Source organism: Pseudidiomarina terrestris, assembly GCF_030466405.1.
Taxonomy (GTDB): Bacteria; Pseudomonadota; Gammaproteobacteria; order Enterobacterales; family Alteromonadaceae; genus Pseudidiomarina; species Pseudidiomarina terrestris.
On record NZ_JAGGJF010000005.1, the window covers coordinates 146,983 to 170,711 of the forward strand.

The 23,729-nt window shown below is 50.3% G+C and carries 28 protein-coding genes; 19 read left to right on the plus strand and 9 right to left on the minus strand.

Annotated elements, in window-relative coordinates; translation table 11 throughout:
• The first annotated feature begins 23 nt into the window (after nt 1-23).
• Nucleotides 24-491 (plus strand): Rrf2 family transcriptional regulator, encoded by a 468-nt coding sequence (locus J6J34_RS10430; RefSeq protein ID WP_301720466.1) that lies wholly within the window; start codon nt 24-26, stop codon nt 489-491.
• Here J6J34_RS10430 and J6J34_RS10435 read toward each other — a convergent pair.
• From J6J34_RS10435 to J6J34_RS10450, 4 genes are all read right to left on the minus strand, one after another.
• Nucleotides 445-1,644, minus strand: a complete 1,200-nt coding sequence (locus tag J6J34_RS10435) for a vWA domain-containing protein (RefSeq protein ID WP_301899004.1) — start codon at nt 1,642-1,644, stop codon at nt 445-447. The genes J6J34_RS10430 and J6J34_RS10435 overlap by 47 nt on opposite strands.
• Nucleotides 1,644-2,480, minus strand: a complete 837-nt coding sequence (locus J6J34_RS10440) for an AAA family ATPase (protein ID WP_301720464.1) — start codon at nt 2,478-2,480, stop codon at nt 1,644-1,646. Before J6J34_RS10440 ends, J6J34_RS10435 begins: the two co-directional genes overlap by 1 nt.
• A gap of 9 nt (nt 2,481-2,489) precedes the next feature.
• Entirely contained in the window at nt 2,490-2,876 is a 387-nt protein-coding gene (locus J6J34_RS10445; protein WP_301720463.1) for a DUF6746 family protein, read from the minus strand.
• Nucleotides 2,877-2,998: 122 nt separating this feature from the next.
• Complete coding sequence (locus J6J34_RS10450; RefSeq protein ID WP_301720461.1) at nt 2,999-4,090, minus strand: DUF3080 family protein; 1,092 nt, start codon at nt 4,088-4,090, stop codon at nt 2,999-3,001.
• Between J6J34_RS10450 and J6J34_RS10455 the strand changes: the two genes are divergently transcribed.
• A complete protein-coding gene (locus J6J34_RS10455) occupies nt 4,091-4,711 on the plus strand; it encodes a riboflavin synthase subunit alpha (protein ID WP_301836184.1) in 621 nt (206 codons plus the stop codon).
• Nucleotides 4,712-4,781: 70 nt separating this feature from the next.
• Here the strand turns inward: J6J34_RS10455 and J6J34_RS10460 are convergent, their stop codons facing one another.
• Entirely contained in the window at nt 4,782-4,991 is a 210-nt protein-coding gene (locus J6J34_RS10460) for a CPXCG motif-containing cysteine-rich protein (RefSeq protein WP_301720459.1), read from the minus strand.
• A gap of 65 nt (nt 4,992-5,056) precedes the next feature.
• Nucleotides 5,057-5,947 (minus strand): DMT family transporter, encoded by an 891-nt coding sequence (locus tag J6J34_RS10465; protein WP_301720458.1) that lies wholly within the window; start codon nt 5,945-5,947, stop codon nt 5,057-5,059.
• Nucleotides 5,948-6,084: 137 nt separating this feature from the next.
• Between J6J34_RS10465 and thrS the strand changes: the two genes are divergently transcribed.
• The 7 genes from thrS to J6J34_RS10500 all read left to right on the plus strand — a co-directional run bounded on the left by thrS (nt 6,085) and on the right by J6J34_RS10500 (nt 13,017).
• Entirely contained in the window at nt 6,085-8,001 is a 1,917-nt protein-coding gene (gene thrS, locus J6J34_RS10470) for a threonine--tRNA ligase (RefSeq protein ID WP_301720457.1), read from the plus strand.
• Nucleotides 8,002-8,020: 19 nt separating this feature from the next.
• The gene (infC, locus tag J6J34_RS10475) at nt 8,021-8,563 is read left to right on the plus strand and encodes a translation initiation factor IF-3 (protein WP_301720813.1); all 543 of its coding nucleotides are present in this window, start codon (nt 8,021-8,023) and stop codon (nt 8,561-8,563) included.
• 77 nt (nt 8,564-8,640) lie between these two features.
• Nucleotides 8,641-8,838 (plus strand): 50S ribosomal protein L35, encoded by a 198-nt coding sequence (gene rpmI / locus J6J34_RS10480; RefSeq protein WP_126762134.1) that lies wholly within the window; start codon nt 8,641-8,643, stop codon nt 8,836-8,838.
• Nucleotides 8,839-8,853: 15 nt separating this feature from the next.
• A complete protein-coding gene (gene rplT / locus J6J34_RS10485) occupies nt 8,854-9,207 on the plus strand; it encodes a 50S ribosomal protein L20 (RefSeq protein WP_301720456.1) in 354 nt (117 codons plus the stop codon).
• 127 nt (nt 9,208-9,334) lie between these two features.
• Nucleotides 9,335-10,315: a phenylalanine--tRNA ligase subunit alpha gene (pheS, locus tag J6J34_RS10490; protein WP_301720455.1), complete on the plus strand. Its 981-nt coding sequence runs from the start codon at nt 9,335-9,337 to the stop codon at nt 10,313-10,315.
• A gap of 14 nt (nt 10,316-10,329) precedes the next feature.
• Entirely contained in the window at nt 10,330-12,717 is a 2,388-nt protein-coding gene (pheT, locus tag J6J34_RS10495; protein WP_301899005.1) for a phenylalanine--tRNA ligase subunit beta, read from the plus strand.
• A 3-nt stretch (nt 12,718-12,720) separates the two neighbouring features.
• Nucleotides 12,721-13,017 (plus strand): integration host factor subunit alpha, encoded by a 297-nt coding sequence (locus J6J34_RS10500; protein ID WP_301720453.1) that lies wholly within the window; start codon nt 12,721-12,723, stop codon nt 13,015-13,017.
• Nucleotides 13,018-13,076: 59 nt separating this feature from the next.
• On the opposite strand, the gene J6J34_RS10505 is transcribed toward J6J34_RS10500, so the two are convergent.
• The 3 genes from J6J34_RS10505 to J6J34_RS10515 form a co-directional block, all read right to left on the minus strand.
• A complete protein-coding gene (locus J6J34_RS10505) occupies nt 13,077-13,763 on the minus strand; it encodes a ChrR family anti-sigma-E factor (RefSeq protein ID WP_301720452.1) in 687 nt (228 codons plus the stop codon).
• Nucleotides 13,756-14,376: a sigma-70 family RNA polymerase sigma factor gene (locus tag J6J34_RS10510; protein WP_301720451.1), complete on the minus strand. Its 621-nt coding sequence runs from the start codon at nt 14,374-14,376 to the stop codon at nt 13,756-13,758. The genes J6J34_RS10505 and J6J34_RS10510 overlap by 8 nt, the downstream gene beginning before the upstream one ends.
• A gap of 68 nt (nt 14,377-14,444) precedes the next feature.
• Nucleotides 14,445-15,044: an LON peptidase substrate-binding domain-containing protein gene (locus J6J34_RS10515; RefSeq protein WP_301899006.1), complete on the minus strand. Its 600-nt coding sequence runs from the start codon at nt 15,042-15,044 to the stop codon at nt 14,445-14,447.
• A 149-nt stretch (nt 15,045-15,193) separates the two neighbouring features.
• Between J6J34_RS10515 and J6J34_RS10520 the strand changes: the two genes are divergently transcribed.
• From J6J34_RS10520 to J6J34_RS10565, 10 genes are all read left to right on the plus strand, one after another.
• Nucleotides 15,194-16,132: a YbgA family protein gene (locus tag J6J34_RS10520; protein ID WP_301899007.1), complete on the plus strand. Its 939-nt coding sequence runs from the start codon at nt 15,194-15,196 to the stop codon at nt 16,130-16,132.
• A complete protein-coding gene (phrB, locus tag J6J34_RS10525) occupies nt 16,132-17,535 on the plus strand; it encodes a deoxyribodipyrimidine photo-lyase (RefSeq protein WP_301899008.1) in 1,404 nt (467 codons plus the stop codon). Before J6J34_RS10520 ends, phrB begins: the two co-directional genes overlap by 1 nt.
• A gap of 64 nt (nt 17,536-17,599) precedes the next feature.
• Nucleotides 17,600-18,088 carry a nuclear transport factor 2 family protein gene (locus J6J34_RS10530; RefSeq protein WP_301899009.1) on the plus strand — a complete coding sequence of 163 codons (489 nt, stop codon included), beginning with the start codon at nt 17,600-17,602 and terminating at the stop codon, nt 18,086-18,088.
• Entirely contained in the window at nt 18,088-18,813 is a 726-nt protein-coding gene (locus J6J34_RS10535) for an SDR family NAD(P)-dependent oxidoreductase (protein WP_301720445.1), read from the plus strand. The genes J6J34_RS10530 and J6J34_RS10535 overlap by 1 nt, the downstream gene beginning before the upstream one ends.
• Nucleotides 18,814-18,871: 58 nt before the next feature.
• Nucleotides 18,872-20,158, plus strand: a complete 1,287-nt coding sequence (locus J6J34_RS10540) for an NAD(P)/FAD-dependent oxidoreductase (RefSeq protein ID WP_301774273.1) — start codon at nt 18,872-18,874, stop codon at nt 20,156-20,158.
• Nucleotides 20,148-20,882, plus strand: a complete 735-nt coding sequence (locus tag J6J34_RS10545) for a DUF1365 domain-containing protein (protein WP_301774274.1) — start codon at nt 20,148-20,150, stop codon at nt 20,880-20,882. Before J6J34_RS10540 ends, J6J34_RS10545 begins: the two co-directional genes overlap by 11 nt.
• Before the next feature lie 25 nt (nt 20,883-20,907).
• On the plus strand, nt 20,908-22,143 hold the full coding sequence (locus J6J34_RS10550) for an SAM-dependent methyltransferase (protein WP_301899010.1): 1,236 nt from the start codon (nt 20,908-20,910) through the stop codon (nt 22,141-22,143).
• A complete protein-coding gene (locus J6J34_RS10555) occupies nt 22,134-22,688 on the plus strand; it encodes a DUF2878 domain-containing protein (protein WP_301720441.1) in 555 nt (184 codons plus the stop codon). Before J6J34_RS10550 ends, J6J34_RS10555 begins: the two co-directional genes overlap by 10 nt.
• On the plus strand, nt 22,681-23,202 hold the full coding sequence (locus tag J6J34_RS10560) for a chalcone isomerase family protein (RefSeq protein ID WP_301836198.1): 522 nt from the start codon (nt 22,681-22,683) through the stop codon (nt 23,200-23,202). Before J6J34_RS10555 ends, J6J34_RS10560 begins: the two co-directional genes overlap by 8 nt.
• On the plus strand, nt 23,199-23,726 hold the full coding sequence (locus J6J34_RS10565; protein WP_301899011.1) for a DUF3833 domain-containing protein: 528 nt from the start codon (nt 23,199-23,201) through the stop codon (nt 23,724-23,726). Before J6J34_RS10560 ends, J6J34_RS10565 begins: the two co-directional genes overlap by 4 nt.
• Nucleotides 23,727-23,729 lie beyond the last annotated feature (3 nt).

The following is a 23,729-nucleotide window of genomic DNA, read 5'->3' on the forward strand; positions in this document are numbered from 1 at the left end:
GCTTCCGTAAACAGGGCGGATTTATGCAGTTAAAGAAATATACTGACTATGGATTGCGAATTTTGATGTACTTGGGCGTGCAGGAAGCGCAAGCACGTAAGCCAGGTATGGAGTCATCTCAGCAGAACAAGCTGACAACCATACGGGATATTTGTACCACGTTCGATTTGTCCACCAATCACGTCAATAAAGTCGTTCATCATCTGGGGCGATTGGGCTTGATTGACACCCGGCGTGGCAAGAACGGTGGTTTTTTGCTGGCTAAACCGGCTGCGGAAATTAGGTTGGATTACGTCATCCGTCAACTCGAAGGCGACGAGGCTTGGATAGAATGCCACAACCCTTATTGTGTGGCATTACCTGCGTGCGAACTCAAAGGCATTGTGGCGCGGGGCAAAGAGCTATTTTACGACTACCTCGCGCAGTTTACGCTCACCGATTTACTTAAGAAACAGGGGCAGCTGTTGCAGATTTTTTCAACAACACCCTGATGGCTTCGCTGAGCCCGTCCAGGGTCAATGGGTACATACGCGCGCCCATCAGCTCTTGCATCATGTCGATAGAATGATGCCAGCGCCAGTGCTCTTTTGGTTGTGGGTTAAGCCACACAGCGCTAGTGAAATGAGCAAGTAACCGCTGCATCCAAACAGCGCCAGGCTCTTCATTCCAATGTTCGACACTGCCGCCCGGGTAGGCAATTTCATACGGACCCATAGTGGCATCGCCGACAAAAATCAGCTTATAGTCGCGACCGTAGCGGTTGATGAGCTCACGGGTTGGGGTTTTTGCACTGAAACGCCGCTCATTGGATGCCCAGACTTCTTCGTAAACACAGTTGTGGAAGTAGTAAAACTCCAGATGTTTGAATTCACTGCGCGCAGCAGCAAATAGCTGCTGACACTCATAAATAAAATCATCCATGGAGCCGCCGACATCAAAGAGCAACAGCACTTTGACCGCATTATGTCGCTCAGGCCGCCATTGTAAGTCGAGCATACCGCCTTTCTTTGATGTGGCCCGAATGGTCTCGTCCAAGTCCAGTTCTTCAGCACTGCCGGTGCGCGCGAATTTGCGCAACTTGCGCAGGGCCAGTTGCATGGTGCGGTTATTCAGCTCGCCTTCGGTATCGAGATCGCGAAACTCACGCTTATCCCACACTTTCACTGCTCGGCGAGCGTTTGACCCTTCCTGACCGATACGAATGCCTTCCGGGTGGTAGCCGTAAGCGCCAAAAGGTGAGGTGCCTCCGGTGCCAATCCATTTATTACCACCGGCATGGCGTTTTTGTTGTTCTTTCAGGCGTTCCTGAAAGGCGTTCAACAATTCATCAAGTCCGCCCATACTCTGCAGTTTGGCTTTGTCCTCATCACTGAGTTGCCGTTGCAAAGAGCGGCGTAGCCAGTCTTCAGGAATCGCACTGGCTAAATCAACTTGTTCAACACCTTCAAAGTATTCTGCGAAAGCCCGGTCAAAGCGGTCGAACTGACTTTCGTCCTTAACCAAGGTCAGCCGCGCAAGGTAGTAAAAAGCCTCAACGTCAGCGAACACCACCTGTTGTTCCAGCGCCTTCAACAGATCCAGCAGCTCGGTAATACTGGTCTGTAGTCCATGCCGGCGCAGACATAAGAAGAACTCAATCAGCATCAGCTTTCCCGGCGGCGTGACATGAACGCGAGCTTTTCTACCAGCTGCACGTCCTGCTCATTTTTCAGCAGCGCACCAAACATCGGCATCAGACCGTCGCTTGCCTGCAGCTGTTTATGGCTGACATCTTCAACTAACAGCAGCTTCAACCAGTCAATCAGCTCTGACGTAGAGGGTTTTTTCTTCAGGTTAGGTAATTTTCGCACATCGAAAAAGACTTCCAGGGCCGTTTTCAGCAAGTCTCTCTGAATATCAGGGTGATGGACGTGCACGATCTTTGCCAGAGTCTCCGCATCGGGGAAATTAATGTAGTGAAAAAAGCAGCGTCGCAGAAATGCATCAGGCAGCTCTTTTTCATTATTGGAAGTAATCACCACAATCGGGCGGTGCTTGGCGCTTACCTGTTCACCAGTTTCATAGACATGGAATTCCATCTGGTCGAGCTCGTGCAGGAGGTCGTTTGGAAATTCAATGTCGGCTTTATCAATTTCATCAATCAACAGCACCGGTCGCTCCGGCGCGGTAAACGCCTGCCAGAGCTTGCCCGGTTTGATGTAATTGGCGATATCATGCACTTTGTCACTGCCGAGCTGGCTATCACGCAGACGTGAAACAGCATCGTACTCGTACAGACCTTGCTGGGCCTTTGAGGTCGATTTAATCTGCCAGCGCAGTAAGGGTACCCCAAGGCTCGTAGCAAGCTCTTCGGCCAGCCTGGTTTTCCCGGTACCCGGTTCACCTTTGAGCAATAAAGGCTTTTCCAAAGTTACCGCGGCCTGGACCGCGAGCGCCAATTCATCGGCAACGATATAATTTGAGGTACTGCTAAACTGCATGAAAAATCCTTATTTTTTGACGATTTTCGCCGAAGTTTCTAAGTAAATTCTACCTTGTTTTTTTACCGTATCATAATCCAGCGTCTCAGAGGCAATATGCACTTCCTCGAGTACCTCCTGCAAAGTGTCCACTTCTTCGTCAAGTTTCTGCAGGGCATTTTCCAGGGTATAGCTTAACTGGTGAACCGTTGCCATATCTTCAGCGGTAAGCTCGCCATCCGCCATCAGCTGAGCCAGTTTTGCATTGAAATTAGCCAGATTAAACATGGCTTGATCGAGTGTTTTAGCAGGTTGACCTTTGAAGTGCTCGTAACGCTGTTCGTCCTGTGCTTGAGCCGGTTGCGCGGAGAGCACGGCAAAACCAAGCAGCGTGGCGGCAATCACTGATAATTTCATAGCGGTTTCCTTATAGCCTTTAAAGGTAATCATGGGTTGATAATCATTCTTAATGCGAATCATTATCAATAATACCTGAACCCTGTCGATACACCAACAGGGTTACTTCACCTGTGCATCCATTACCCACCCGGGGTAAAGTTGCATGCTGCAAAGAAATCTTGCCATGGTTTCACGTGCGCCTTGGTTGCCTCGTTTAGATCCTCGGAAACCGCAATGAGCTCGTTAATGTAATCACTTAAAGCAGGGGAGTTGATCTCAGCGTTGAGCTCCCTCAAAACCTTGTTTACCGCATAACCCTGCTCAGTGAAGCTGGCCACCTGCGGCTGAACCTCGCCGATAAAGTATTTAGTGAAGACAGTATGCAAAACTTCTGCGCGCTGTGGCGTCACGTCCGGACGGCAGCCGCTGGCTGCAACTAAATTGTCCAGCATCGGTTGCAGTCGGCGCAAATAGGCGTTCAGTTCGAAAAGCGAGCGCCAGAGATAGGGCAGATAATCACTCTGGTATAAGATTTCCATAGCCTCATCGATTTGATCACGGGTTGGCACCGCCTGCTCAGTCGAGGTATTTACCTTTAATACATCGCTTTGGAGGAGTTGTAATACAGTGCTCAGCGCACTCATTGAGCTGGCAAAGTAATCTTGATCAGCTTCGGCGTGGGTGTTGGCCCCTACGCGCAGGGCGTGACGCAGAGCCTCATCGGTAGCGAGCGCATGTTCTTGCTCCGCAGCCAGATTGTCTTTTTTCTTTTCCAGTGCTTCGGCTAACCGGTCGGCTAAGCTCTCGCCATTGTTGCGCAACTCGTCCACGCAATCTTCCATGGCTTTGACCAACAACACATCGGTGTGTAAACGGCTCAAGCCTTTTTCCAGCTTCCCGAGCGCGCTGTTGCGGCGTGCAATCAGGTTGCCGGCGGCACATTTATCAATGCGCCATGAGTCCAGCAGCGAAATACTTACACGGGGGATAGCGACCGTCAGCTGCCGTACTGGCGGAATCCGCGGTACCTCGATACTTTGGTAGGGCACAGGCTCCCGCTCCAGGGTATTGGCAACCCGGTCCTGATAATCGACAACTGGAGCCAGGGTCGCTGGCGAAGGACTGCAAGCGCTCAGTAAGGTTAACGCAGCAAGACCGCAAATCGCGTGGCAAAGCCGGGGGTAAAACCGTACAATAAAATCATTCACGAATTGTAGAGGACGTTGTTTCATATGTTTACCGGTATTGTTCAGACGCAGGCAGAAGTGATGGCTATTGAGCAGCGCGAGCAGTTTCGTCATCTGCAACTGCGTGTTGCTTCAAAATTTTTATCCCAATTAGAAATTGGGGCGAGTATCGCTATTAACGGATGTTGTCTTACGGTAGTTAAATTTAGCACAGATACAGTAAGTTTTGATGTGATCGACGAAACTCTGCGACTGACCAATCTCGGCGAGTTGGAGGTTGGGTCACAGGTGAACCTGGAGCGGTCATTAAAAGTAGGCGATGAGATTGGCGGGCATCAGGTGTCGGGTCATATTCATGCTACCGGTAGTATAGAAACCATCACGACGACCGATGACAATGTGGCGATGTGGATTGAGTTCCCAGCGAGCTTTGCGCCTTATGTCTTCGGCAAAGGCTTCATCAGTGTGAATGGCGCCAGTCTTACCGTAGGCCAGGTTCATGAGAACCGGTTTTCGTTGCATTTGATTCCGGAAACACTACGCCTGACGAATTTAGCAAAGGCGCAGCCAGGACAGCGGGTCAATCTTGAGTTCGATCAGCAGACCATCACTATCGTCGATACGGTCGAACGCATTATGATTCAGAAAAATAGAACAGGGCAATAAAACAGAGCAACAGCCAAGTGGCATGAGCAGTAAGGGTAAACATACCATAGTGCTCGTGTTTTACTATGGCTCAATAAAAGTTCTCATCGTCGCTGCGGATCTTAACAACGATTTTATCGCGCACATCATCAAGAGTGATTTCGATATGCACGTCGCTACCGCACGCGGGACATTCATCCTGATAGTCCTGATCGCCTTGCGAGGCATCAATTGCCAGATGGATGTGGTGGCCACAATGCGGACAATCGACAGCCGCATCATGCAGTTTTTGGGGATTCATTTTTAAACCTCAATCGTTGCTGTCCTGACTTGAGTATGGAACATGAATTGTCATGTTGGCCAACTTTAACGCGAAAATAACAGCGCGATCCCGGTGACTGCAATAAGCGCACCCAGAATACTGCGGACTGAAGGCGGTTCTCCGCGAAACCACTGGATCGGGATTAACCACAATGGCGCAGTAGCGAGCAGTGTCTGTGCCAGTCCCGGGTGCAAATAGGCAATAGCGGTTTGTTGCAGCCAGATGGCGAGGAAAGTTCCCATCACAATGGCAACAAACAGCCAGGGTAAGGACGTATGTCTTAACGCCGAACGGGTTTGCAAAATGATGCTCGGCTTCAGCAGTAACAGGGCGACGGTAAGTGCCGCAGTACCGGCTGCGAGCCTTACAAAAGCGGCTTGTAGTGGATTGACGTCAAAGCTGACCAGCGCTTCAAAGGCCATCACCAGACCCAGTGCCTGACATAAGGCAGCACCTGTTGCTGCGGCCGCGCCTGCACGGGTGAGCGGGGTTGTTCCCTGCCGCTGGCCACGCTCAGTGACAATCACCAGAATACCGAACAACACCACCAGTGCTGCGCTAATCTCAGCAAAACTCATCGCCTCGCGCAGCCATACCCAGGCAATGATCGCAGCAAAAGGAGGCGCGAGGTATTCGAACAACATGGTATGCCAGGGGCCAATGCGCCGCAGTGCGGTGAAATACAGGGTGTCGCCCAGAGTGATACCGATAACGCCACTGGCCAGTAACAGCCAGGCCGCGGCACTGCCGTCGAACTGAACCAGTTGCGAGGTCGCCAGCCCCACCATAAACAGCAGGGGGACGGCGACGAAGCCTTTCACCAGATTGAGCTGGCTGGCCGACAAATAGCTACCCGCCTGACTGTAAAGCAAGGTAGCAAGGGCCCAAAACAAGGCAGCAAAAAGGGCGGCCAGGGGGCCGATAAACCAATCCATAGGCTGCTATCTTAACTGGACTTGAAACTCAGGCCAATAGCCGCGTTGCGCCGAATGTCACGGTGCGGTATAGTGCGTTTTTCGTTGAATCACAAGTGACACTTGGTAGGTGCCACCACTGTTAAAGGAACACAAGAATGCCTGTTGTAACGCTCCCTGATGGAAGTCAACGCACTTTCGATAAACCCGTCTCTATTCTCGAAGTCGCCCAAGATATCGGTCCCGGATTAGCCAAAGCTACGGTCGCTGGTAAAATTGATGGTGAGTTAGTAGATGCCTGTGATCTGATCACTGACGATGCTGCGGTACATATCATTACTCCAAAAGATGACGAGGGCGTACACATTATCCGTCACTCGTGCGCGCACTTACTCGGGCATGCGCTGAAGCAAATGTTCCCAGACGCGAAGATGGCCATCGGTCCAGTGATTGATAACGGTTTTTACTACGATATCGATATGGACAAGGCATTGACCCATGACGATCTTGAAGCGCTGGAAAGGCGCATGAAAGAGCTGGCGAAAACCGAGTACGAGGTAGTTAAAAACCGCGTGAGCTGGCAGCAAGCCCGCGAAACCTTCGTGGCACGTCACGAGCCTTACAAAGTTGAAATTCTGGATGAGAATATCAGCCAGGACGATCGTCCGGCGCTTTACCAGCATGAAGAATATGTGGATATGTGCCGCGGTCCGCACGTTCCCAATATGCGTTTTTGTCAGCATTTCAAAGTCATGAAAGTTGCAGGTGCGTACTGGCGCGGCAGCTCTGATAACAAAATGCTGCAACGTATCTACGGCACCGCCTGGGCTGATAAGAAACAGCTAAAAGCCTATTTGCAGCGCCTTGAAGAAGCGGAAAAGCGTGACCATCGTAAGATTGGCAAATCTCAGGATCTGTTTCACTGGCAAGAAGAAGCGCCAGGCATGGTGTTCTGGCACCACAATGGCTGGACCATTTTCCAGGAGCTGGAAAGTTACGTCCGTGAAAAGCTGCGTGAGTACGACTACCAGGAAGTTAAAGGCCCACTGATGATGGACCGGGTGTTGTGGGAAAAGTCAGGCCACTGGGAGAAGTTCTCCGATCTGATGTTTACCACTGCTTCGGAAAATCGCGAATACGCGATCAAACCTATGAACTGTCCTGGCCATGTCCAGATCTTTAACCAAGGGTTGAAGTCTTACCGTGACCTGCCGTTGCGGATGGCTGAGTTCGGCTGCTGTCACCGTAACGAACCTTCAGGTGCCTTGCATGGTTTGATGCGGGTCCGTGGCTTTACCCAGGATGACGCGCATGTGTTCTGTACGCCCGCCCAGGTACAAACTGAAGTCAGTAGCTGTATTCAAATGGTCTACGAGACCTACAAGACCTTCGGTTTTGAAGATATCGTGGTCAAGCTGTCGACGCGTCCGGAAAAACGTTTGGGTGATGATGCCACCTGGGATCATGCCGAACAGGCGCTGGCTGAGGCGCTGAAGAATAACGGTATCAAGTTTGAGTACCTGCCAGGCGAGGGCGCCTTCTATGGTCCGAAAATTGAATTCACCCTGCATGATTGTTTAGGTCGTGCGTGGCAGTGTGGTACTGTGCAGCTCGACTTTGCATTGCCGGGCCGTTTAGGTGCAACTTATGTCGGTGAAGATAACGAGCGTCACACTCCGGTTATGATTCACCGGGCGATTCTGGGCTCACTGGAACGCTTTATGGGAATCTTAATCGAGGAATACGCTGGTTATTTCCCACTTTGGCTGGCGCCAACTCAGGTTGTGGTGATGAATATTACCGATAATCAGGCGGATTACGTCAAAAATACCGTAAAAGAGTTGAATAAACTCGGATTTAGGGCGACAGCTGACTTGAGAAATGAGAAAATAGGCTTTAAAATTCGTGAACACACATTAAAACGTGTTCCTTATATGTTGGTTGTCGGCGATAAAGAGATCGATAATCAAGCGGTTGCGGTACGTACGCGTCGCGGTGAAGACCAAGGCGTAAAAGGCCTGGAGCAATTTATTGCAGAGCTTACCGACGAAGTACGTAGTCGCAAAATTAGTTAATTGATTGGAGGAATGACCCATTAAAGGCGGAAAAAGAACTCAGAAACCTGCTGACAAAAATCGTATCAACGAAGACATTCGCGTCAATGAAGTACGCTTAATCGGAGTTGAAGGTGAACAGATTGGTGTCGTAAGTATTCAAGAAGCTCTTGAAAAGGCCGAAGAGGCCGGTGTTGATCTGGTGGAAATTAGCCCGAATGCGGAGCCACCAGTGTGTCGTCTGATGGATTATGGCAAGTTCCTCTACGAAAAAGCTAAGAACGCGAAAGAGCAGAAGAAAAATCAGAAACAAATTCAGGTGAAGGAAGTTAAATTCCGCCCTGGCACAGACGAAGGCGATTATCAGGTAAAACTGCGCAACCTGAGTCGCTTTTTAGAGGGAGGTGACAAAACAAAAGTCACCGTTCGTTTCCGTGGCCGAGAAATGGCGCACCAGGAGATTGGAATCGAATTGCTAAATCGCGTTAAAAACGATTTAGAAGAGATTTCAACTGTTGAGTCGTTCCCAAGAAGGGCTGAGGGTCGCCAGATGATTATGGTGCTGGCCCCTGCCAAGAAGTAACTGAGGTCTACAAGTAGTGAGGTTTCGACCGAGCTCACCCTGTTACACTTTTATGTTAACAATGCGGAGTTATTTTCATGCCGAAAATGAAATCCAATAAAGGCGCGTCAAAGCGCTTTAAAAAAACCGCTTCAGGCGGTTTCAAGTGCAAGCAATCACACTTGCGTCACATCCTGACTAAGAAGAGCTCTAAGCGGAAACGTCACCTACGTGCGAAAAGCATGGTGCACGAAGCCGACGTTCAATTAGTCGCACGTATGTTACCGTACGCATAAGGAAGGAGACAGCAAATGGCACGAGTAAAACGTGGTGTGATAGCGCGCGCGCGTCACAAGAAAGTCCTGAAGCAGGCGAAAGGTTATTATGGTGCTCGTTCACGCGTTTATCGCGTAGCGAAGCAAGCAGTTATCAAAGCAGGTCAATATGCATACCGTGACCGTCGCAACAAGAAACGTCAATTCCGTCAATTATGGATTGTGCGTATCAATGCTGCGTCCCGTCAAAACGGTTTGTCCTACAGCCGCTTTATCAACGGTTTGAAAAAAGCATCGGTAGAAATCGATCGTAAAATTCTGGCAGACATCGCAGTGCACGACCAAAAAGGTTTTGCCGCGTTGGTAGAGAAAGCAAAAAGCTCTCTGTAAGCCATGAAGAAAGTCGAAAAAGGGAGCATGATTGCTCCCTTTTTTTATGGATTTTCGCTATGATAGTCGCCTTTACAGGGTTTGAACCATGCCGCGGGTCGGCAATCACGCATCATCGAGGAAAGTCATGGAGTTAAATGACATTGTCGCGAAGGCCGAAGACGCCGTCGCAGCCGCTACCACACCCCAGGAACTGGACAGTGTGCGGGTTGAGTACATGGGCAAGAAAGGCTTGCTCACTGAGCAATTAAAAAGCTTAGGTAAGCTATCTGCAGAGGAGCGTCCAGCTGCCGGACAAGCAATCAACCAGGCCAAACAACAGGTTCAGCAGGCGATCAACGCGCGTAATGAAGAACTCAAACAAGCGCAGCTGGCAGAGAAACTCGCTGCTGAACGCATTGACGTCACCTTACCTGGTCGTCGCGCCGCCTTGGGTGGGCTGCACCCGGTTACGCAAACGATTCAGCGTATCGAACAGTTCTTTGGTGATTTAGGGTTCCGCGTAGTTGAGGGGCCTGAAGTTGAAGATGACTTCCATAACTTTGATGCATTGAACATTCCAGCGAACCATCCGGCTCGCGCGGATCATGATACCTTTTATTTTACGCCCAAAACGATGCTGCGAACACAGACTTCTGGTGTGCAAATCCGCACCATGGAGCATGAGCAGCCCCCGTTGCGCATTATTTCCCCTGGCCGCGTGTACCGCAACGATTACGACCAGACCCATACGCCGATGTTTCATCAGGTCGAGGGCTTAATGGTCGATACGGATGTTAGCTTTACGCAGCTAAAAGGCATCCTTGAAGACTTTCTGGTGAACTTCTTTGAAGAGTCACTGGAAGTGCGTTTCCGGCCTTCTTATTTCCCCTTCACCGAGCCCTCTGCAGAAGTTGACGTGCGTCGTAAAGACGGTCAATGGCTGGAAGTATTGGGTTGCGGCATGGTCCATCCAAAAGTGTTGCAGGCGGTGGGTATTGATAGCGAAAAATACACCGGCTTTGCCTTTGGCATGGGAGTCGAGCGCCTCACCATGTTGCGTTATGGCGTGAACGATCTACGCGCGTTTTTCGAAAACGACGTTCGCTTCTTGAAACAGTTTAATTAAGTTCGGGTGCAGAGATGAAATTTAGTGAAAAGTGGCTACGTAGTTGGGTAAATCCTGCTCTTGATCAGGTTGCCCTGGCTGAGCAATTGAGCATGGCCGGGTTAGAAGTGGATGATGTAACGCCTGTTGCAGAAGCTTTTAGTTCGGTTGTCGTCGGCGAAGTCGTAAAATGTTGGCAACACCCGGATGCTGATAAGTTACAAGTTACCGAAGTGAACATTGGCGCGGATGAACCCGCGACCATCGTTTGTGGCGCACCAAATTGCCGGCAGGGCCTGAAGGTTGCCGTGGCGACCGTGGGCGCCGTTTTGCCTGGCGACTTTAAAATTAAAAAGGCCAAGTTACGCGGGCAGCCTTCGCATGGCATGCTCTGTTCAAACGCGGAACTGGGCTTAAATGACGACCATGACGGTATCGTAGAGCTGCCAGCTGATGCGCCAGTAGGCATGGACTATCGTGAGTACCTTGAGCTGAATGATGTCACCTTCGACGTCGATCTTACCCCGAACCGGGCCGATTGCCTGGGTCTTCGTGGCATTGCCCGCGAGGTGGGTGTACTCAATCGCATGGCCGTTACAGAGCCAGAAATCAAAGAAGTTAAAGCCGTTCACGATGCTAGCCGGGCGATCGAGCTGGTTGCTGCTGAAGCCTGTCCACGTTACCTCGGGCGTATTGTTAAAAACGTCAACGTTGGTGCTGAGTCGCCGTTGTGGTTGACCGAGCGTTTGCGTCGTAGCGGTGTGCGCAGCATTGACCCTGTGGTTGATGTCACCAATTACGTCTTGCTCGAGTTGGGCCACCCCATGCACGCTTTTGATAACGATAAGTTAAAAGGTGATGTTCAGGTACGGATGGCACAGACAGATGAGAAGCTGACCTTATTAGACGGCACTGAAGTGACCTTACAAGACGATGTATTGGTCATTGCGGACAGTGAAAAAGCACTGGCAATGGCGGGTATTTTTGGCGGCGAGGACAGTGGTGTCACCACAGAAAGTAACACCATTTTCCTTGAAAGTGCATTTTTTGCACCCGCTGCAATTGCCGGTCGTGCACGTCGCTTCGGCTTACATACCGATGCTTCACACCGCTATGAGCGCGGTGTGGATCCCGAGTTACAACGCAGCGCTATGGAACGTGCGACAAAGTTAATTATTGAGATTTGCGGCGGTGAAGCGGGTCCGGTGGTCGAAGCGAAAGATGACCGTCATTTACCGCAACCACAGCAGGTGCGTCTGCGCAAAGCTCGCTTGGCGTCCGTTCTCGGCATTAGTATTGCCGATGACGAGGTGATTGAAATTCTCGAGCGCTTGGGCTTTACGGTGAGCAGTGATGATGAGGGTTGGCAGGTTAGCGTGCCGACGTTCAGGTTTGATATTGCGATTGAAGAGGATCTGATTGAGGAAGTTGCCCGCATCTACGGCTATCACCGTATTCAGGCGACTGCACCGGCAGCACAATTGCGCATGGTCCCCAGAAAAGAATCCGCAATAGCAGCCGGAACATTAAAGCAGTTGCTGGTCGATCGCGGTTACCAGGAAGCCATCACCTATAGCTTTGTGGATCCGAAGCATCAAGCCATGTTGTTTGATGATTCAGCAGCGCTCACCTTGCCTTTCCCGATTAGTCTGGATATGTCGTCCATGCGCGTCAGTTTATGGCCGGGCCTGATCGGCGCGGTCGCGCATAATCAGAAGCGTCAGCAACAAAGCCTGGCGTTTTGTGAGACGGGTCTGCGGTTCCTTCCAGATGAAGATGCTGAAAACGGCGTTCGTCAGGAGCCAATGATTGCCGGGATCCGTGCAGGAAAAGCTTTTGGTGAACATTGGGATGAAGGGGAGCGTGCGGTTGATTTCTTTGATATCAAAGGCGATGTCGAAGCGCTTCTGGCAGCGACTGGTGAGCCTCAGCTGTATACCTTTGTCGCAGATGCGCATCCGGCTTTGCACCCAGGGCAAAGCGCAGCAATTTTTAAAAATGGTAAAAATGTCGGCTACCTTGGTGCTGTTCACCCACAGTTCGAAAAGAAATTAGGCTTAAACGGTCGTACCTTCGTCTTCGAACTGGAACTGGCAGCTGTGCAGCAACGTCGGTTACCCGCAGCGCAATCTGTATCGCGTTACCCTTCGATTCGACGCGACCTTGCGATCGTGGCCCCCACTCAGCTGGCGGCGGGCGAAATTCTCAAGGCCATTGAAAATGTTGGCGTAAATCATTTAGTTGGCCTAAACTTATTTGACGTCTATGAGGGTACAGGAGTTGCTGAAGGGTATCGCAGTTTAGCCTTATCGCTAACCTTACAACATCCCGAACGCACTCTTGAAGATCAAGAAATCAATACTGCAGTCAATGCAGTGGTTGAAATGCTGACAAACGAATTTGGGGCAACCCTGAGGGAGTAAGCTATGGCGCTGACCAAAGCAGAAATGGCAGAGCATTTGTTCGAAAAATTCGGCATCAATAAAAGAGATGCTAAAGATTTGGTCGAAAACTTCTTTGAAGAGATACGTAAGACGTTAGAGCGGGGAGAGGAAGTCAAGCTCTCAGGTTTTGGGAATTTTGAATTACGCACCAAAAATGAACGACCGGGGCGTAATCCTAAAACCGGCGAGGACATTCCTATTTCGGCCCGCCGTGTGGTGACATTTAGACCAGGCCAAAAGCTGAAGCAGCGCGTAAGTAACGCCAAACCGAAAGGTTGATCGAACTGAAAGGAAAAAGCCGCTCGTTGAGCGGCTTTTTTTAGTTCTACTCATCTCGTTTATTTGAAGAATAAACTACTAAAGGGGTTTAATAATCTGCTTACGCCCGAAGTAAAGTGCATAGGAGCGTCCAATGCTGACAATGTCAGGCAATCTTCATGACGGGTCTCCGGGGTATGCTTCACACTTCCGTCAAGAAATACAAAGTCGCCATCACGGTAGTCAGACGTTTCATCATTAAACACGCCATTTACCACCAAGGTTGCTTCATTGCCTTTATGAGTATGCTCAGGAACTCTGGTGTTCTCGGCCATATAAATAAAGGTCAGAACGTCTTTACCACCAACCTGAACCGGCGCACGCCACATCTGTCCCAGTAGTTTGTGCCACTGACCAATACGGTGATGATTGCGCGCAAGAGTTCCGGGTAACTGGAAGCGTTTGCCTTCAAGTACCAGCTCGCTGGCAAACTGCTGACTGAGATCCCTTGGCTGCTGTTGTGGTTGCGCCAGGATCTGCGCAAGCATCTCGTCGCCATCAAAGCTATCGTTCGCGGCAGCGAACTCTTCAGGCAACTGGCGTTGGCCAAACAGCTTCTGCGCCATCGTCTCTTCAATATGTTGGACATTACGTTGACACTGGGAACACATATCCACATGGGTGCCAACCATCATTAACATGGCCGGGGTCAAGTCGCCGGTCACGTAGTGAAACAAATGTTCTTCGCTAGGGTGAAACTTAATCATCGCTTTGTATCAACTCTCTTAATTTCTGCAATGCCAAGCGGGTGCGGGACTTCACTGTACCTAAAGGAATCCCAAGTGCATCCGCCACTTCTTGTTGCGACTTCCCTGCTACATAAATCAATTCTATAACTGTACGTTGAGCTTTCGGAAGTTCTTCGCAGTACACGGCAAGCTGTTGCATGAGAAGATCATCATCAAGCGCATAGTCATCATCGAGACTATCATTTTGCTCCGCAAGCACTGGCCATAACTCATCGGCACTCAAATCGTGTTGACGATGTTTGTTCTTGCGAAGGAAATCAAAGCGGATATTACGAGCAATCGTAAAAATCCAGGTCGAGGCAGAACCACGATCAGGTTTGAATAAGTGTGCCTTGTTCCAGACGTTGGTCATGGTTTCTTGCACCAAATCCATGGCGGTTTGTTCGTTACCAAACTGGCGTGTCGCGTAGGCTTTCAAGCGTGGTGCGAAGTATCTGAACAGCTCGCTAAATGCATGACGAGAACGTTCGGTCGCAACAAGGGCAAGTAAAGCCGCAGCATGGTCTGGATCATCAGGCTGCGCAGAAGACATAGTGTTCCGTTTTGTTTTAGTTTCAATCACTGTCTGCATAGTATTACCTGTGGGGTATTTCCTCAAGTTACTTTCTGTTACGCAAGGTGCGCGAAACCGGATCAAATTTAGTTTTCGCTTTCCTGAATCAAGCCGCTGAGGTAATCCAGCGCAGGTTCGCACGAAGGCTGGTTTAATAATTCTTGTTTGACGTCGGCGGTTAAAGGTAACAACTCAAGCCAGCGTTGGCAGACCCAGCGGGCACAACGCAAGCGATCCTCGGTTGGGCAGCTGCCCAGCTCCGGGTATTCGTGGTAGACCTGACACAAACGTTCCGCCAGATGCTGATACTGTTCTGCCAATGCTGTCGGTTGCCAATTGTGGGCGAGCTCGACTTGACCGCGACGCAGGCCATCCTCGTCAACGCTGATCTGGTTGATTTTACAGGCCTCGACGCCTTCAACGGTGATGCCCAATAAACCATCGTCGCGGTGTTCAAAATCGATCACACGCGCCAGCGTGGCAAGCGGATAAATATGCGTATTTTCCTCGACGGAACCGTGCTCATTGAACATGCACATGCCGATGCGCCCTTCATCACCTTTCGCGCAAACTTCACGGACCATGCGCAGGTAGCGTGGTTCAAAAATTCGTAAGCGCATGGTGCCTCCAGGGAGGACGTGCCCAGATAACGGAAACAATGGTATGTTTGTAAGTGCAGGGTTCATTGGGTTAGCCTCTTGAGCTGCTGGCTTCTGTCTTTAATTATTTTGTAGATGCATTTGTTACGATAACTTTGTTGAATTAGATCCTTACTTTTGAACTTTTTTCTTAAGTAAGCGTATTGTTCGCAGTAACAAGTTTTCATGAGGGATATATGCAACAAATCAAAGTTGGGATCAGTGCATGTTTGCTGGGCGACGAAGTGCGCTTTGATGGTGGACATAAGCGCTCGGCCTTTTGTCAGGAAGAGCTCGGACGTTATGTCGAATTCGTAAAACTTTGCCCCGAGGTAGGCATAGGCATGCCAGTGCCACGACCTACGATTCGACTCGAGCAACACGAGGGAGAAACCCGTGCCATCGTCCCTAAAACGGGCGAAGATGTGACTGACCGGTTGATCGGCTTCGCCGAGCGAGCCCAGGGGCATTTAACCCATATCAGTGGTTATGTTCTGTGCGCGAAGTCGCCAAGTTGCGGCATGGAAAGAGTGAAGTTGTATGACCCGGTCAATGGGCATGCCCGCAAGGAGGGCGAGGGCATTTTTGCGGCACAACTACGGCAGCGTTATCCGGCGTTACCGCTGGAAGAGGATGGCCGCCTTAACGATCCGCTGCTGCGCGAAAATTTCGTTATGAGGGTCTATGTCTATGCATCCTGGCAGCAGCTGCCGGACCCTTTAAGTAAAGCTGATTTATTAGGCTTTCATACCAGCTTGAAGTTGTTGTTGTTAGCGCACAATCAGGATGCTTACCGTGCCCTGGGGCGTGAGGTAGCGCAGATGCAAGAGGTGACGACTCAAGCGCGGACCGAATACATCGAAAAGGTGATGGCGGCGCTGGCAACCCCGGCCACGCGTGCCAATCACACCAACGTATTGCAACACATTCAGGGCTATTTCAAACAACATTTAACAGCGCCCCAAAGGGAGGAGCTGACGGACAGTATTTTATCTTACCGCAAAGGAACGGAGCCGTTGCTGGTACCCCTCACTCTGTTACGGCATTACCTGCGGGAGCACCCGAGCGATTACCTTTCAGGGCAGCGTTATCTGAATCCTTATCCCAAGGATTTAAAACTAAGGTACGGTATCTGATGGCTCGATTGATTTGGTTTCGCAATGACTTACGCTTACGTGACAATCCCGCGGTTGCCAGTGTTTTATCAGCCAGCGATAAAAACGATCCTATATACGGCCTGTACTTGTACAGCGAAGAGCAGTGGCAACGGCATCAGTGGGCGCCAATCAAGGTCGATTTACTGTTACGCCACTTGCAAAGCCTGCAAGAGGAAGCTGCGCAGTGGGGTATTGCGCTGCACATTAAAGGGGTCCGTAACTGGCAGACCGTGCCGCGGGTGGTGCGTGATTTTTGCAGTCAGTACGATATTACCGACGTTGCCTTTAATACCGAATATCCCGTGGATGAGCAAAAACGTGATCGCGGCACTCGCAGCTGGCTGGCCGAGCAGGGGATTGGCGTTCAAACCTTCCATGGCATGCTCCTGGTACCGCCAGTTTTGCGTACCCAAGCAGGGGATTACTATAAAAAGTTCACCCCCTACTTTCGCTCCTGGCTTGAACATCTGCGCGTAACCGGACTCCCCAGTCCCTATGGCCGACCCGATCGTGCTGCGGTGAATTGCCCTGACTTTCCGGACCGCGTTGACTACCCGCGACGCGACAGTTCAGCGTGGCGAGTAGGAGAACAAGCAGCGTACCAACAACTTGAAGAATTTATCAATCAACAGGTCAGTGATTACAACGCTGATCGCGACGTGCCGGCAATAAACGGCACGTCCAAATTATCGCCTTATTGGGAGCTTGGTGTGTTAGGGCCGCAAACGGCTGCACGCATGCTCCAGCGTGAAACACCTGAGTTTCCTGATGGTCTTAACGAAGGGGCGAGAACCTGGTTAAGCGAGCTGGCCTGGCGGGAGTTCTATCAGCACCTTATGGCTGCTGTACCGCGACTAAGCCAAGGTAAGGCCTTTCAGCCTCATACCGAAGCCTTTGCATGGCGCGACAGCGAGGCTGACTTCCAGGCCTGGTGTGAAGGGCGTACCGGCTTTCCAATCGTTGACGCGGGCATGCGACAACTACAAAAGGAAGGTTGGATGCACAATCGGGTACGGATGATTGTGGCTAATTTTTTAGTAAAAGACCTGCAGCTGGACTGGCGCAAAGGTGAGCAGTTTTTCATGGAAAACCTGATTGACGGCAGTTTTCCTGCCAACAACGGTGGCTGGCAATGGAGCGCATCGACAGGGACAGACGCAGTGCCTTATTTCCGGGTGTTCAACCCCACTTCGCAGAGTAAAAAAGTTGATCCCGACGGCAGCTACATTCGTACCTACATTGAAGAGTTAAGCGATTGTCCGACGAGTAAAATCCATGAGCCGGCAGAATGGGCAAAGGCAAAGGGTGTGGACTATGCTGAGCCTATTGTTAATCATAAACAAGCGCGGGAAGATTTTCTGCGTAAGTTCAAAGCATTGTAGAAAACCAGCTACACTTAATTGTGTTGAATTGATGGAAACTGGCTAAGCAAGAAGGAGGCAGATCATGGCGGACGATAAAGACGAAGAACCGGTAAATAAAGCTGAAGAACTTGCTAAAAAAGAAGAGTACCCGGAAGTCATAGAACGTCTACTCAAATACTATGATGAATTCAGTGATGTAAACATTGATAAGCTCGACGAGCTTTATCATAAGGACGTTACTTTTATAGATCCTATTCATCAGGTGCATGGTCTGGATGATTTGAAGAGTTATTTTAAAGGCACCATGGAAGGGGTCGAGCAGTGTCACTTTGCCTTTACCGAGTATGCCGAAAATGGCGCCCACGTGTTCGTCAACTGGCAGATGCGACTGTGTCATCCAAAGCTCGGTGGTGGCGAAGAAATTGTAGTGCCAGGGGTCAGTCATCTGGAATTCAAAGATGACAAAATCATACAGCAACGCGATTACTATGATTTGGGTGCCATGATCTACGAGCATGTCTCCTTGCTTGGCTACGTCATTCACAAAATAAAAGAGCGTATGGTGCCATAATGAATATTCTTATTACTGGAGCAACCTCTGGTATTGGTAAACAGCTGGCGTGTGATTATGCTAAAGCCGGTCATCACATTGTCGCTTGTGGACGGAACGAGCAAGCTCTTGCTGAACTTGAGCAACGTTTTCCGGATGCTATTGCCGGACAACAGCTGGATATCTCCGACAAAGACACCACCATTCAGAACTTGCGCGGCTATACAGATATCGATTTGGTCATTCTGGTTGCGGGGGTTTGCGAGTACCTCGACATCGATAATTTCGATGCCGATCTATTTGCCCGCGTGTTCAACATCAACGTTGTCGGCACCATGCGCTGTGTTGAGGCGCTGCTGCCGAATCTCAAAGCTGGCTCAAAGCTGGTCATTGTTGGCAGTACCGCAAGGCTCCTCCCTTTTACCCGAGCCGAGGCGTATGGCGGCTCGAAAGCGGCCATTCACTATATTACCCGGAGTCTGCAGGTTGATCTTGAAGAACGCGGTATCAAAGTGCTAAGTGTCTCACCAGGTTTTGTCGAGACGCCAATGACAGAACAAAATGATTTTGAAATGCCGATGCAGGTCAGTGTCGAGTATGCTTCTGATTTTATTCGCCGGGGTATCGACAAGAATCGTCTTGATATCACCTTTCCCAGAACCTTTGGCTGGTTCTTAAAATTTGCCTCCCGTCTGCCGCAGAGCTGGCAGTTGGCATTGTCGCGACGATTCAAGCAGGCCACTTAGCCAGCGCTTAGCTGGCTCTTTAGGGGTCGTTATCCGGGTGATGTAGGAATAAAAACGCATGAAAATAGCAGTAATTGGCAGCGGTGTTGCAGGAATGACCTGTGCCCACTTGTTAAACGAACAGCATGAGGTGCGGCTGTTTGAGAAGAATGATTATATTGGCGGACACACACGCACGGTCGATGTCGAAGTGCAGGGCAAAAGTTACGCTATCGATACCGGTTTCATTGTGTTCAATGATCGCACTTATCCGAATTTTCGCGCGCTCATGCGTAAGATTGGTGTGCAATGGCGGGACACTGAAATGAGCTTTAGTGTTCGCGACCCAGACTCGGGTCTCGAATACAACGGCAACTCTATCAACACCTTGTTCGCGCAGCGCAAAAACCTGTTCAGTCCGGCTTTCTTCAGGTTGATAACAGGCATTTTGAAGTTCAACAAACAAGCCAAAGCTGCGCATCAGAACCTTGATCGCGAAGTCACTCAGACGCTGGGTGAATTCTTGCGTGAGCAACAGTTGCCCCAGGACGTTGCCGATTATTATCTATTGCCGATGGTGGCTGCGATCTGGTCAGCCAGTATTGATGAGGCCGCCGACTTCCCGCTCGACTTCTTTTTACGATTCTTCGAAAACCACGGCTTGTTAAACGTGGCCGATCGGCCGCAATGGGCTACGGTCTGTGGTGGCTCTTCCAGCTATATTGAACCCTTGCTTGGTGATCTGATTCGCGCCGATCGCGTGCACCTAAACGTAAACATCAAGGCCATTCATCGTGCTATGGCGGGAAGAAACAGTGCGGTGACTCTTGAGTTCGCCGACGGCGACATGCAGGATTTTGATGAGGTCATTATTGCCAGCCATAGTGATGAGGCTTTAGCTCTGCTGGCGGAGCCAACCGCTGCCGAACAACAGGTCCTGGGCGCTATTCCATACCAGGACAACGAGGTGGTGCTACATACCGATATTCGTCTACTGCCCCGCGAGCGACGTGCCTGGGCGAGTTGGAACTATTTATTGCACAATGGAGACGATGCCAGGCAGCGGCCAAGTTCGGTGACCTACAACATGAATATACTGCAGGGTATCGATGCGCCGGAAACCTTCTGTGTGACCTTAAACAACACCGATGCTATTCAAGCCGAACGTATTCTTGGTCGTTACACGTACGCGCATCCGGTCTATAGCCTGGAATCGATGCGGGCGAGGGCTCAGCGCGACAGTATTTGTGGTCATCAACACACCCATTTCTGTGGTGCTTATTGGTACAACGGCTTTCATGAAGATGGTGTGCGCAGTGCCTTAGATGTGGTGCGTCGACTAGGAGTGGAATGGCATGTTGAGTAGCGCGATTTTGCGCGGTCGGGTCTATCACCGGCGTTTGCAACCTACGCAGCATCAGTTTGATTACGCGACCGCGCAGTGGTGGGTAGCGTTAGATGAGCTTGAGCAACTGCAGCGACAAAGCAAATTACTCTCAACCCGAGGTTTTGCCCCTTTATGGCTGCGGCGTCAGGATTATTTACGGGGAACACAAGGGGATCTGGCGACGGCTGTGCGTGAGAAAATGGCAGCGCTGGCCGGCAAACGCCTGGAAGGGCGGGTCTTCTTGCTCGGTAACTTGCGTACTTTTGGACTTTATTTTAGCCCGATCAACTGTTACTTCCTACAACCCCCCGGGCAACAAGACTACAGTCACATGCTGGCGGAAGTGAGCAATACCCCCTGGAATGAGCGCCACTATTATTTGCTCGACCTGAACGAAGAATTAAGTCACGAGAAAGCTTTTCACGTATCGCCTTTTAACCCGTTGGATATGCGTTATGAATGGCAAATTAAACCACCCAAAATGTGTGCTAATCACAAAAGCATGATTCATCTGGCAGCGCACAAAGGTGAACGTCATTTTACCGCAACTTTAAAATTGCAGCGTCAGGAACTGAACCGTCGGGCGATTCGAAGCGTATTGCTAAGGTACCCAATCAATACCTTAACGACCGTTGCAGCGATTTACTGGCAGGCATTACGGTTATGGTTAAAACGGACACCCGTTTACGACCACAAAAATTAATCAGACCAAAGGGTTTAAGGATCCGATGAATACAGAGACCGCGTTAGTAACAATGAATCAGGGAACGACGACGGATAAATGGGCACGCCGTGCCGTGCTTCGTCTGTTAAGTGAGTTACAGGATGGCTATGTGACCCTGCGTGAACAGGGCGTCATTCTGGGCCAGTTCGGTTCGAAAGAGAGTGACCTCAAGGCCGAGATTAATGTTTTGCGCCCCAGTTTTTATCGGCGGCTGTTGCTTGGCGGCAGTATCGCTTCAGGCGAAACTTTTATCGATAAGTCCTGGGAAACACCTGATCTGACCACCGTTATTCAACTTTTTGCCCGCAACCTGCCGGCACTAGATGCTTTTGAAGCGAAATTCAGCTGGTTGCTGTTGCCCTGGCAGAAATTTCAGCACTGGCGGCGTCGCAATCATAAACAGCAAGCGAAAGAAAACATATCCGCCCACTATGATCTCGGCAATGATCTCTATCAGAGCTTTCTTGATCCAGCCATGCAGTATTCCAGCGCAGTCTACCCGAATCCCGAGAATACTCTGGCGGAAGCACAGTTACACAAGTTAAAGCGTCTGTGCGACAGTCTGGATCTGCAACCGAATGACCATTTGTTAGAGATCGGTACCGGCTGGGGTGGTTTAGCCGTGTACGCGGCAAAACACTACGGCTGTAAAGTGACCACTACGACCATCTCGAACGAGCAGTATGAGTACGCAAAGAAAAAGGTTCAGGAGGAAGGTCTGGCGGAGCAAATCACTGTTCTTAAAAATGACTATCGTGACCTGCAAGGGCAATACGATAAGTTGATCTCGGTGGAAATGATTGAAGCCGTGGGCCGCCACTATATGGCGACTTATTTTCAAACCTGCAGCCGGTTGCTTAAGCCCGATGGCAAAATGGCACTGCAGGCGATAACCATTGCCGACCAACGCATGCGAAGCTATGCCAATTCGGTCGACTTTATTCAGCAACATATCTTTCCGGGCGGTTTCTTACCGTCGTTGACGATGATTACTGAAATGTTCACCAAGCACACCGACATGGTGGTGCGTAAGTTGGATGATATTGGCTTTGACTATGCGCAAACGTTGCATGACTGGCGTCAGCGTTTTAATGCCGCGCATCCGCAACTGCAAGACCAAGGTTATGACGCGCGCTTTGGTCGGTTATGGAATTTTTACCTCTGCTACTGCGAAGGTGGCTTCCTTGAACGGAGCGTCTCGGCAGTGCAACTGGTAGCGAGTAAACCTGCATGTCGCTGAAGCTCAAACAGTGGCTGGCAAAAGATAACCTGCGCCGCATAGCCGGACTGCTCTGGTTTGATTTGGTCTGGTTCAGCACTGTTGCCGGTCGTGAACCCTGGTTGCCGATAGCTTTGCCGATTGTAGCTGTACAAATTTACTTGAGCAGTACGCGCGAAGGATTTAGCTGGGTGCTATTTTTGCAGTTGCTGGTGCTGGGGTTAGCCCTTGAAAGCACGGTAGTGGCTTTGGGCATACTTGATTTTACCGGCGGCTGGTTACCGCTATGGTTGATCGCTTTGTGGTTTGGCTTCGCCGCTATGGTGACCACAAGTCTTGACTGGTTGTCGGGTCGCTATGTGCTAGCAGCATTGCTTGGCTTGGCTTCAGGGCCTTTGACTTACGCCATCGGCAGCCGCCTGGGCGCAGCAGAGCTATTGGTTGATGAGTATCTGATGTGGATTGCCTACGGAATACTATGGGCACTGTATATGGTTATATTTGCCTATCTGATGAAGCGTAATGCAGCGACCTACGCGACAACAAGGGAGACAGCGCATGGCTAACGTACTGATTACGATCACATTACTTACGGGGTTGCTGGCAAGTGGCGCCGCCTCCGCACAATGTTCGCCCGCTGCGGCAAGTTCACTGCAGACGGTGGGCAGTACACGTTTAAGTGTCTGGTTTTGGGACGTCTATGACGCCGAGCTGCTGACCGATAGTGGCAATTATAAAGACTACGACCGGCGGGCTTTACGACTCAGTTATTTGCGAGAAATCGAAGCCGCAGACCTGGTCGACACGACCAAAGAAGAATGGCAGCGGTTGGGCATCGAAATAACACCGACACATCAGCAGTGGTTGGCTAAGCTCAACCGTATATGGCCGGACGTCCAAGCAGGTGATTGCCTTATGCTGGTTGAGAATGCGCAAGGGCAGAGTCAATTTTTCAACACGGATAAGGAACTTGGCACCATCGAGTCGAGTGAATTTACCGATGACTTTTTAGCGATTTGGCTAAGTCCTGATTCAAGGTTCAAAGAAGAGCGCAACGAACTAATAGGAGCAGACCAATGAAAAAACTATCCGCAACAGCAATGATACTGGTGATGTTCGCCATGATCGGGTGCTCCACGTCATTAGACACCTACCGTGATAAAGAACCTCACCTGAAATTAGAGGAGTTTTTTAACGGTGAACTGGTCGCCTACGGCATGGTTCAGGATTACAGTGGTGAGGTCATTCAACGTTTTCGTGTCGATCTGGTGGGCAGCTGGGAGGGCAATGAAGGCGTACTTGATGAAACCTTCTATTACGCCGATGGCCGTGAGCAAAAACGTATCTGGTATATTACTAAAACCGCGCCGGACCAGTATGAAGGCCGCGCCAGTGATGTCGAGGGTGTGGCAAAAGGTAAAGTGGCAGGTAATGTTCTCAACTGGAGCTACGTTCTGAACATTGAGCTCGATGGCGAACCTTTCTCGGTGAAACTGGATGATTGGCTTTATCTGGTTGACGAAGACAATATGATCAACCGTACGCACATGTACAAGTACGGGATAAATGTCGGCGAGATCACACTCTACATCGGCAAAAAGTAATGT

Excerpts from the sequence above, each read along its gene's own strand:
- J6J34_RS10430 (WP_301720466.1), top strand. The coding sequence starts at position 24 with ATGCAGTTAAAGAAATATACTGACTATGGATTGCGAATTTTGATGTAC.
- J6J34_RS10435 (WP_301899004.1), bottom strand. The coding sequence starts at position 1,644 with ATGCTGATTGAGTTCTTCTTATGTCTGCGCCGGCATGGACTACAGACC.
- J6J34_RS10440 (WP_301720464.1), bottom strand. The coding sequence starts at position 2,480 with ATGCAGTTTAGCAGTACCTCAAATTATATCGTTGCCGATGAATTGGCG.
- J6J34_RS10445 (WP_301720463.1), bottom strand. The coding sequence starts at position 2,876 with ATGAAATTATCAGTGATTGCCGCCACGCTGCTTGGTTTTGCCGTGCTC.
- J6J34_RS10450 (WP_301720461.1), bottom strand. The coding sequence starts at position 4,090 with ATGAAACAACGTCCTCTACAATTCGTGAATGATTTTATTGTACGGTTT.
- J6J34_RS10455 (WP_301836184.1), top strand. The coding sequence starts at position 4,091 with ATGTTTACCGGTATTGTTCAGACGCAGGCAGAAGTGATGGCTATTGAG.
- J6J34_RS10460 (WP_301720459.1), bottom strand. The coding sequence starts at position 4,991 with ATGAATCCCCAAAAACTGCATGATGCGGCTGTCGATTGTCCGCATTGT.
- J6J34_RS10465 (WP_301720458.1), bottom strand. The coding sequence starts at position 5,947 with ATGGATTGGTTTATCGGCCCCCTGGCCGCCCTTTTTGCTGCCTTGTTT.
- thrS (WP_301720457.1), top strand. The coding sequence starts at position 6,085 with ATGCCTGTTGTAACGCTCCCTGATGGAAGTCAACGCACTTTCGATAAA.
- rpmI (WP_126762134.1), top strand. The coding sequence starts at position 8,641 with ATGCCGAAAATGAAATCCAATAAAGGCGCGTCAAAGCGCTTTAAAAAA.
- rplT (WP_301720456.1), top strand. The coding sequence starts at position 8,854 with ATGGCACGAGTAAAACGTGGTGTGATAGCGCGCGCGCGTCACAAGAAA.
- pheS (WP_301720455.1), top strand. The coding sequence starts at position 9,335 with ATGGAGTTAAATGACATTGTCGCGAAGGCCGAAGACGCCGTCGCAGCC.
- pheT (WP_301899005.1), top strand. The coding sequence starts at position 10,330 with ATGAAATTTAGTGAAAAGTGGCTACGTAGTTGGGTAAATCCTGCTCTT.
- J6J34_RS10500 (WP_301720453.1), top strand. The coding sequence starts at position 12,721 with ATGGCGCTGACCAAAGCAGAAATGGCAGAGCATTTGTTCGAAAAATTC.
- J6J34_RS10505 (WP_301720452.1), bottom strand. The coding sequence starts at position 13,763 with ATGATTAAGTTTCACCCTAGCGAAGAACATTTGTTTCACTACGTGACC.
- J6J34_RS10510 (WP_301720451.1), bottom strand. The coding sequence starts at position 14,376 with ATGCAGACAGTGATTGAAACTAAAACAAAACGGAACACTATGTCTTCT.
- J6J34_RS10515 (WP_301899006.1), bottom strand. The coding sequence starts at position 15,044 with ATGAACCCTGCACTTACAAACATACCATTGTTTCCGTTATCTGGGCAC.
- J6J34_RS10520 (WP_301899007.1), top strand. The coding sequence starts at position 15,194 with ATGCAACAAATCAAAGTTGGGATCAGTGCATGTTTGCTGGGCGACGAA.
- phrB (WP_301899008.1), top strand. The coding sequence starts at position 16,132 with ATGGCTCGATTGATTTGGTTTCGCAATGACTTACGCTTACGTGACAAT.
- J6J34_RS10530 (WP_301899009.1), top strand. The coding sequence starts at position 17,600 with ATGGCGGACGATAAAGACGAAGAACCGGTAAATAAAGCTGAAGAACTT.
- J6J34_RS10535 (WP_301720445.1), top strand. The coding sequence starts at position 18,088 with ATGAATATTCTTATTACTGGAGCAACCTCTGGTATTGGTAAACAGCTG.
- J6J34_RS10540 (WP_301774273.1), top strand. The coding sequence starts at position 18,872 with ATGAAAATAGCAGTAATTGGCAGCGGTGTTGCAGGAATGACCTGTGCC.
- J6J34_RS10545 (WP_301774274.1), top strand. The coding sequence starts at position 20,148 with ATGTTGAGTAGCGCGATTTTGCGCGGTCGGGTCTATCACCGGCGTTTG.
- J6J34_RS10550 (WP_301899010.1), top strand. The coding sequence starts at position 20,908 with ATGAATACAGAGACCGCGTTAGTAACAATGAATCAGGGAACGACGACG.
- J6J34_RS10555 (WP_301720441.1), top strand. The coding sequence starts at position 22,134 with ATGTCGCTGAAGCTCAAACAGTGGCTGGCAAAAGATAACCTGCGCCGC.
- J6J34_RS10560 (WP_301836198.1), top strand. The coding sequence starts at position 22,681 with ATGGCTAACGTACTGATTACGATCACATTACTTACGGGGTTGCTGGCA.
- J6J34_RS10565 (WP_301899011.1), top strand. The coding sequence starts at position 23,199 with ATGAAAAAACTATCCGCAACAGCAATGATACTGGTGATGTTCGCCATG.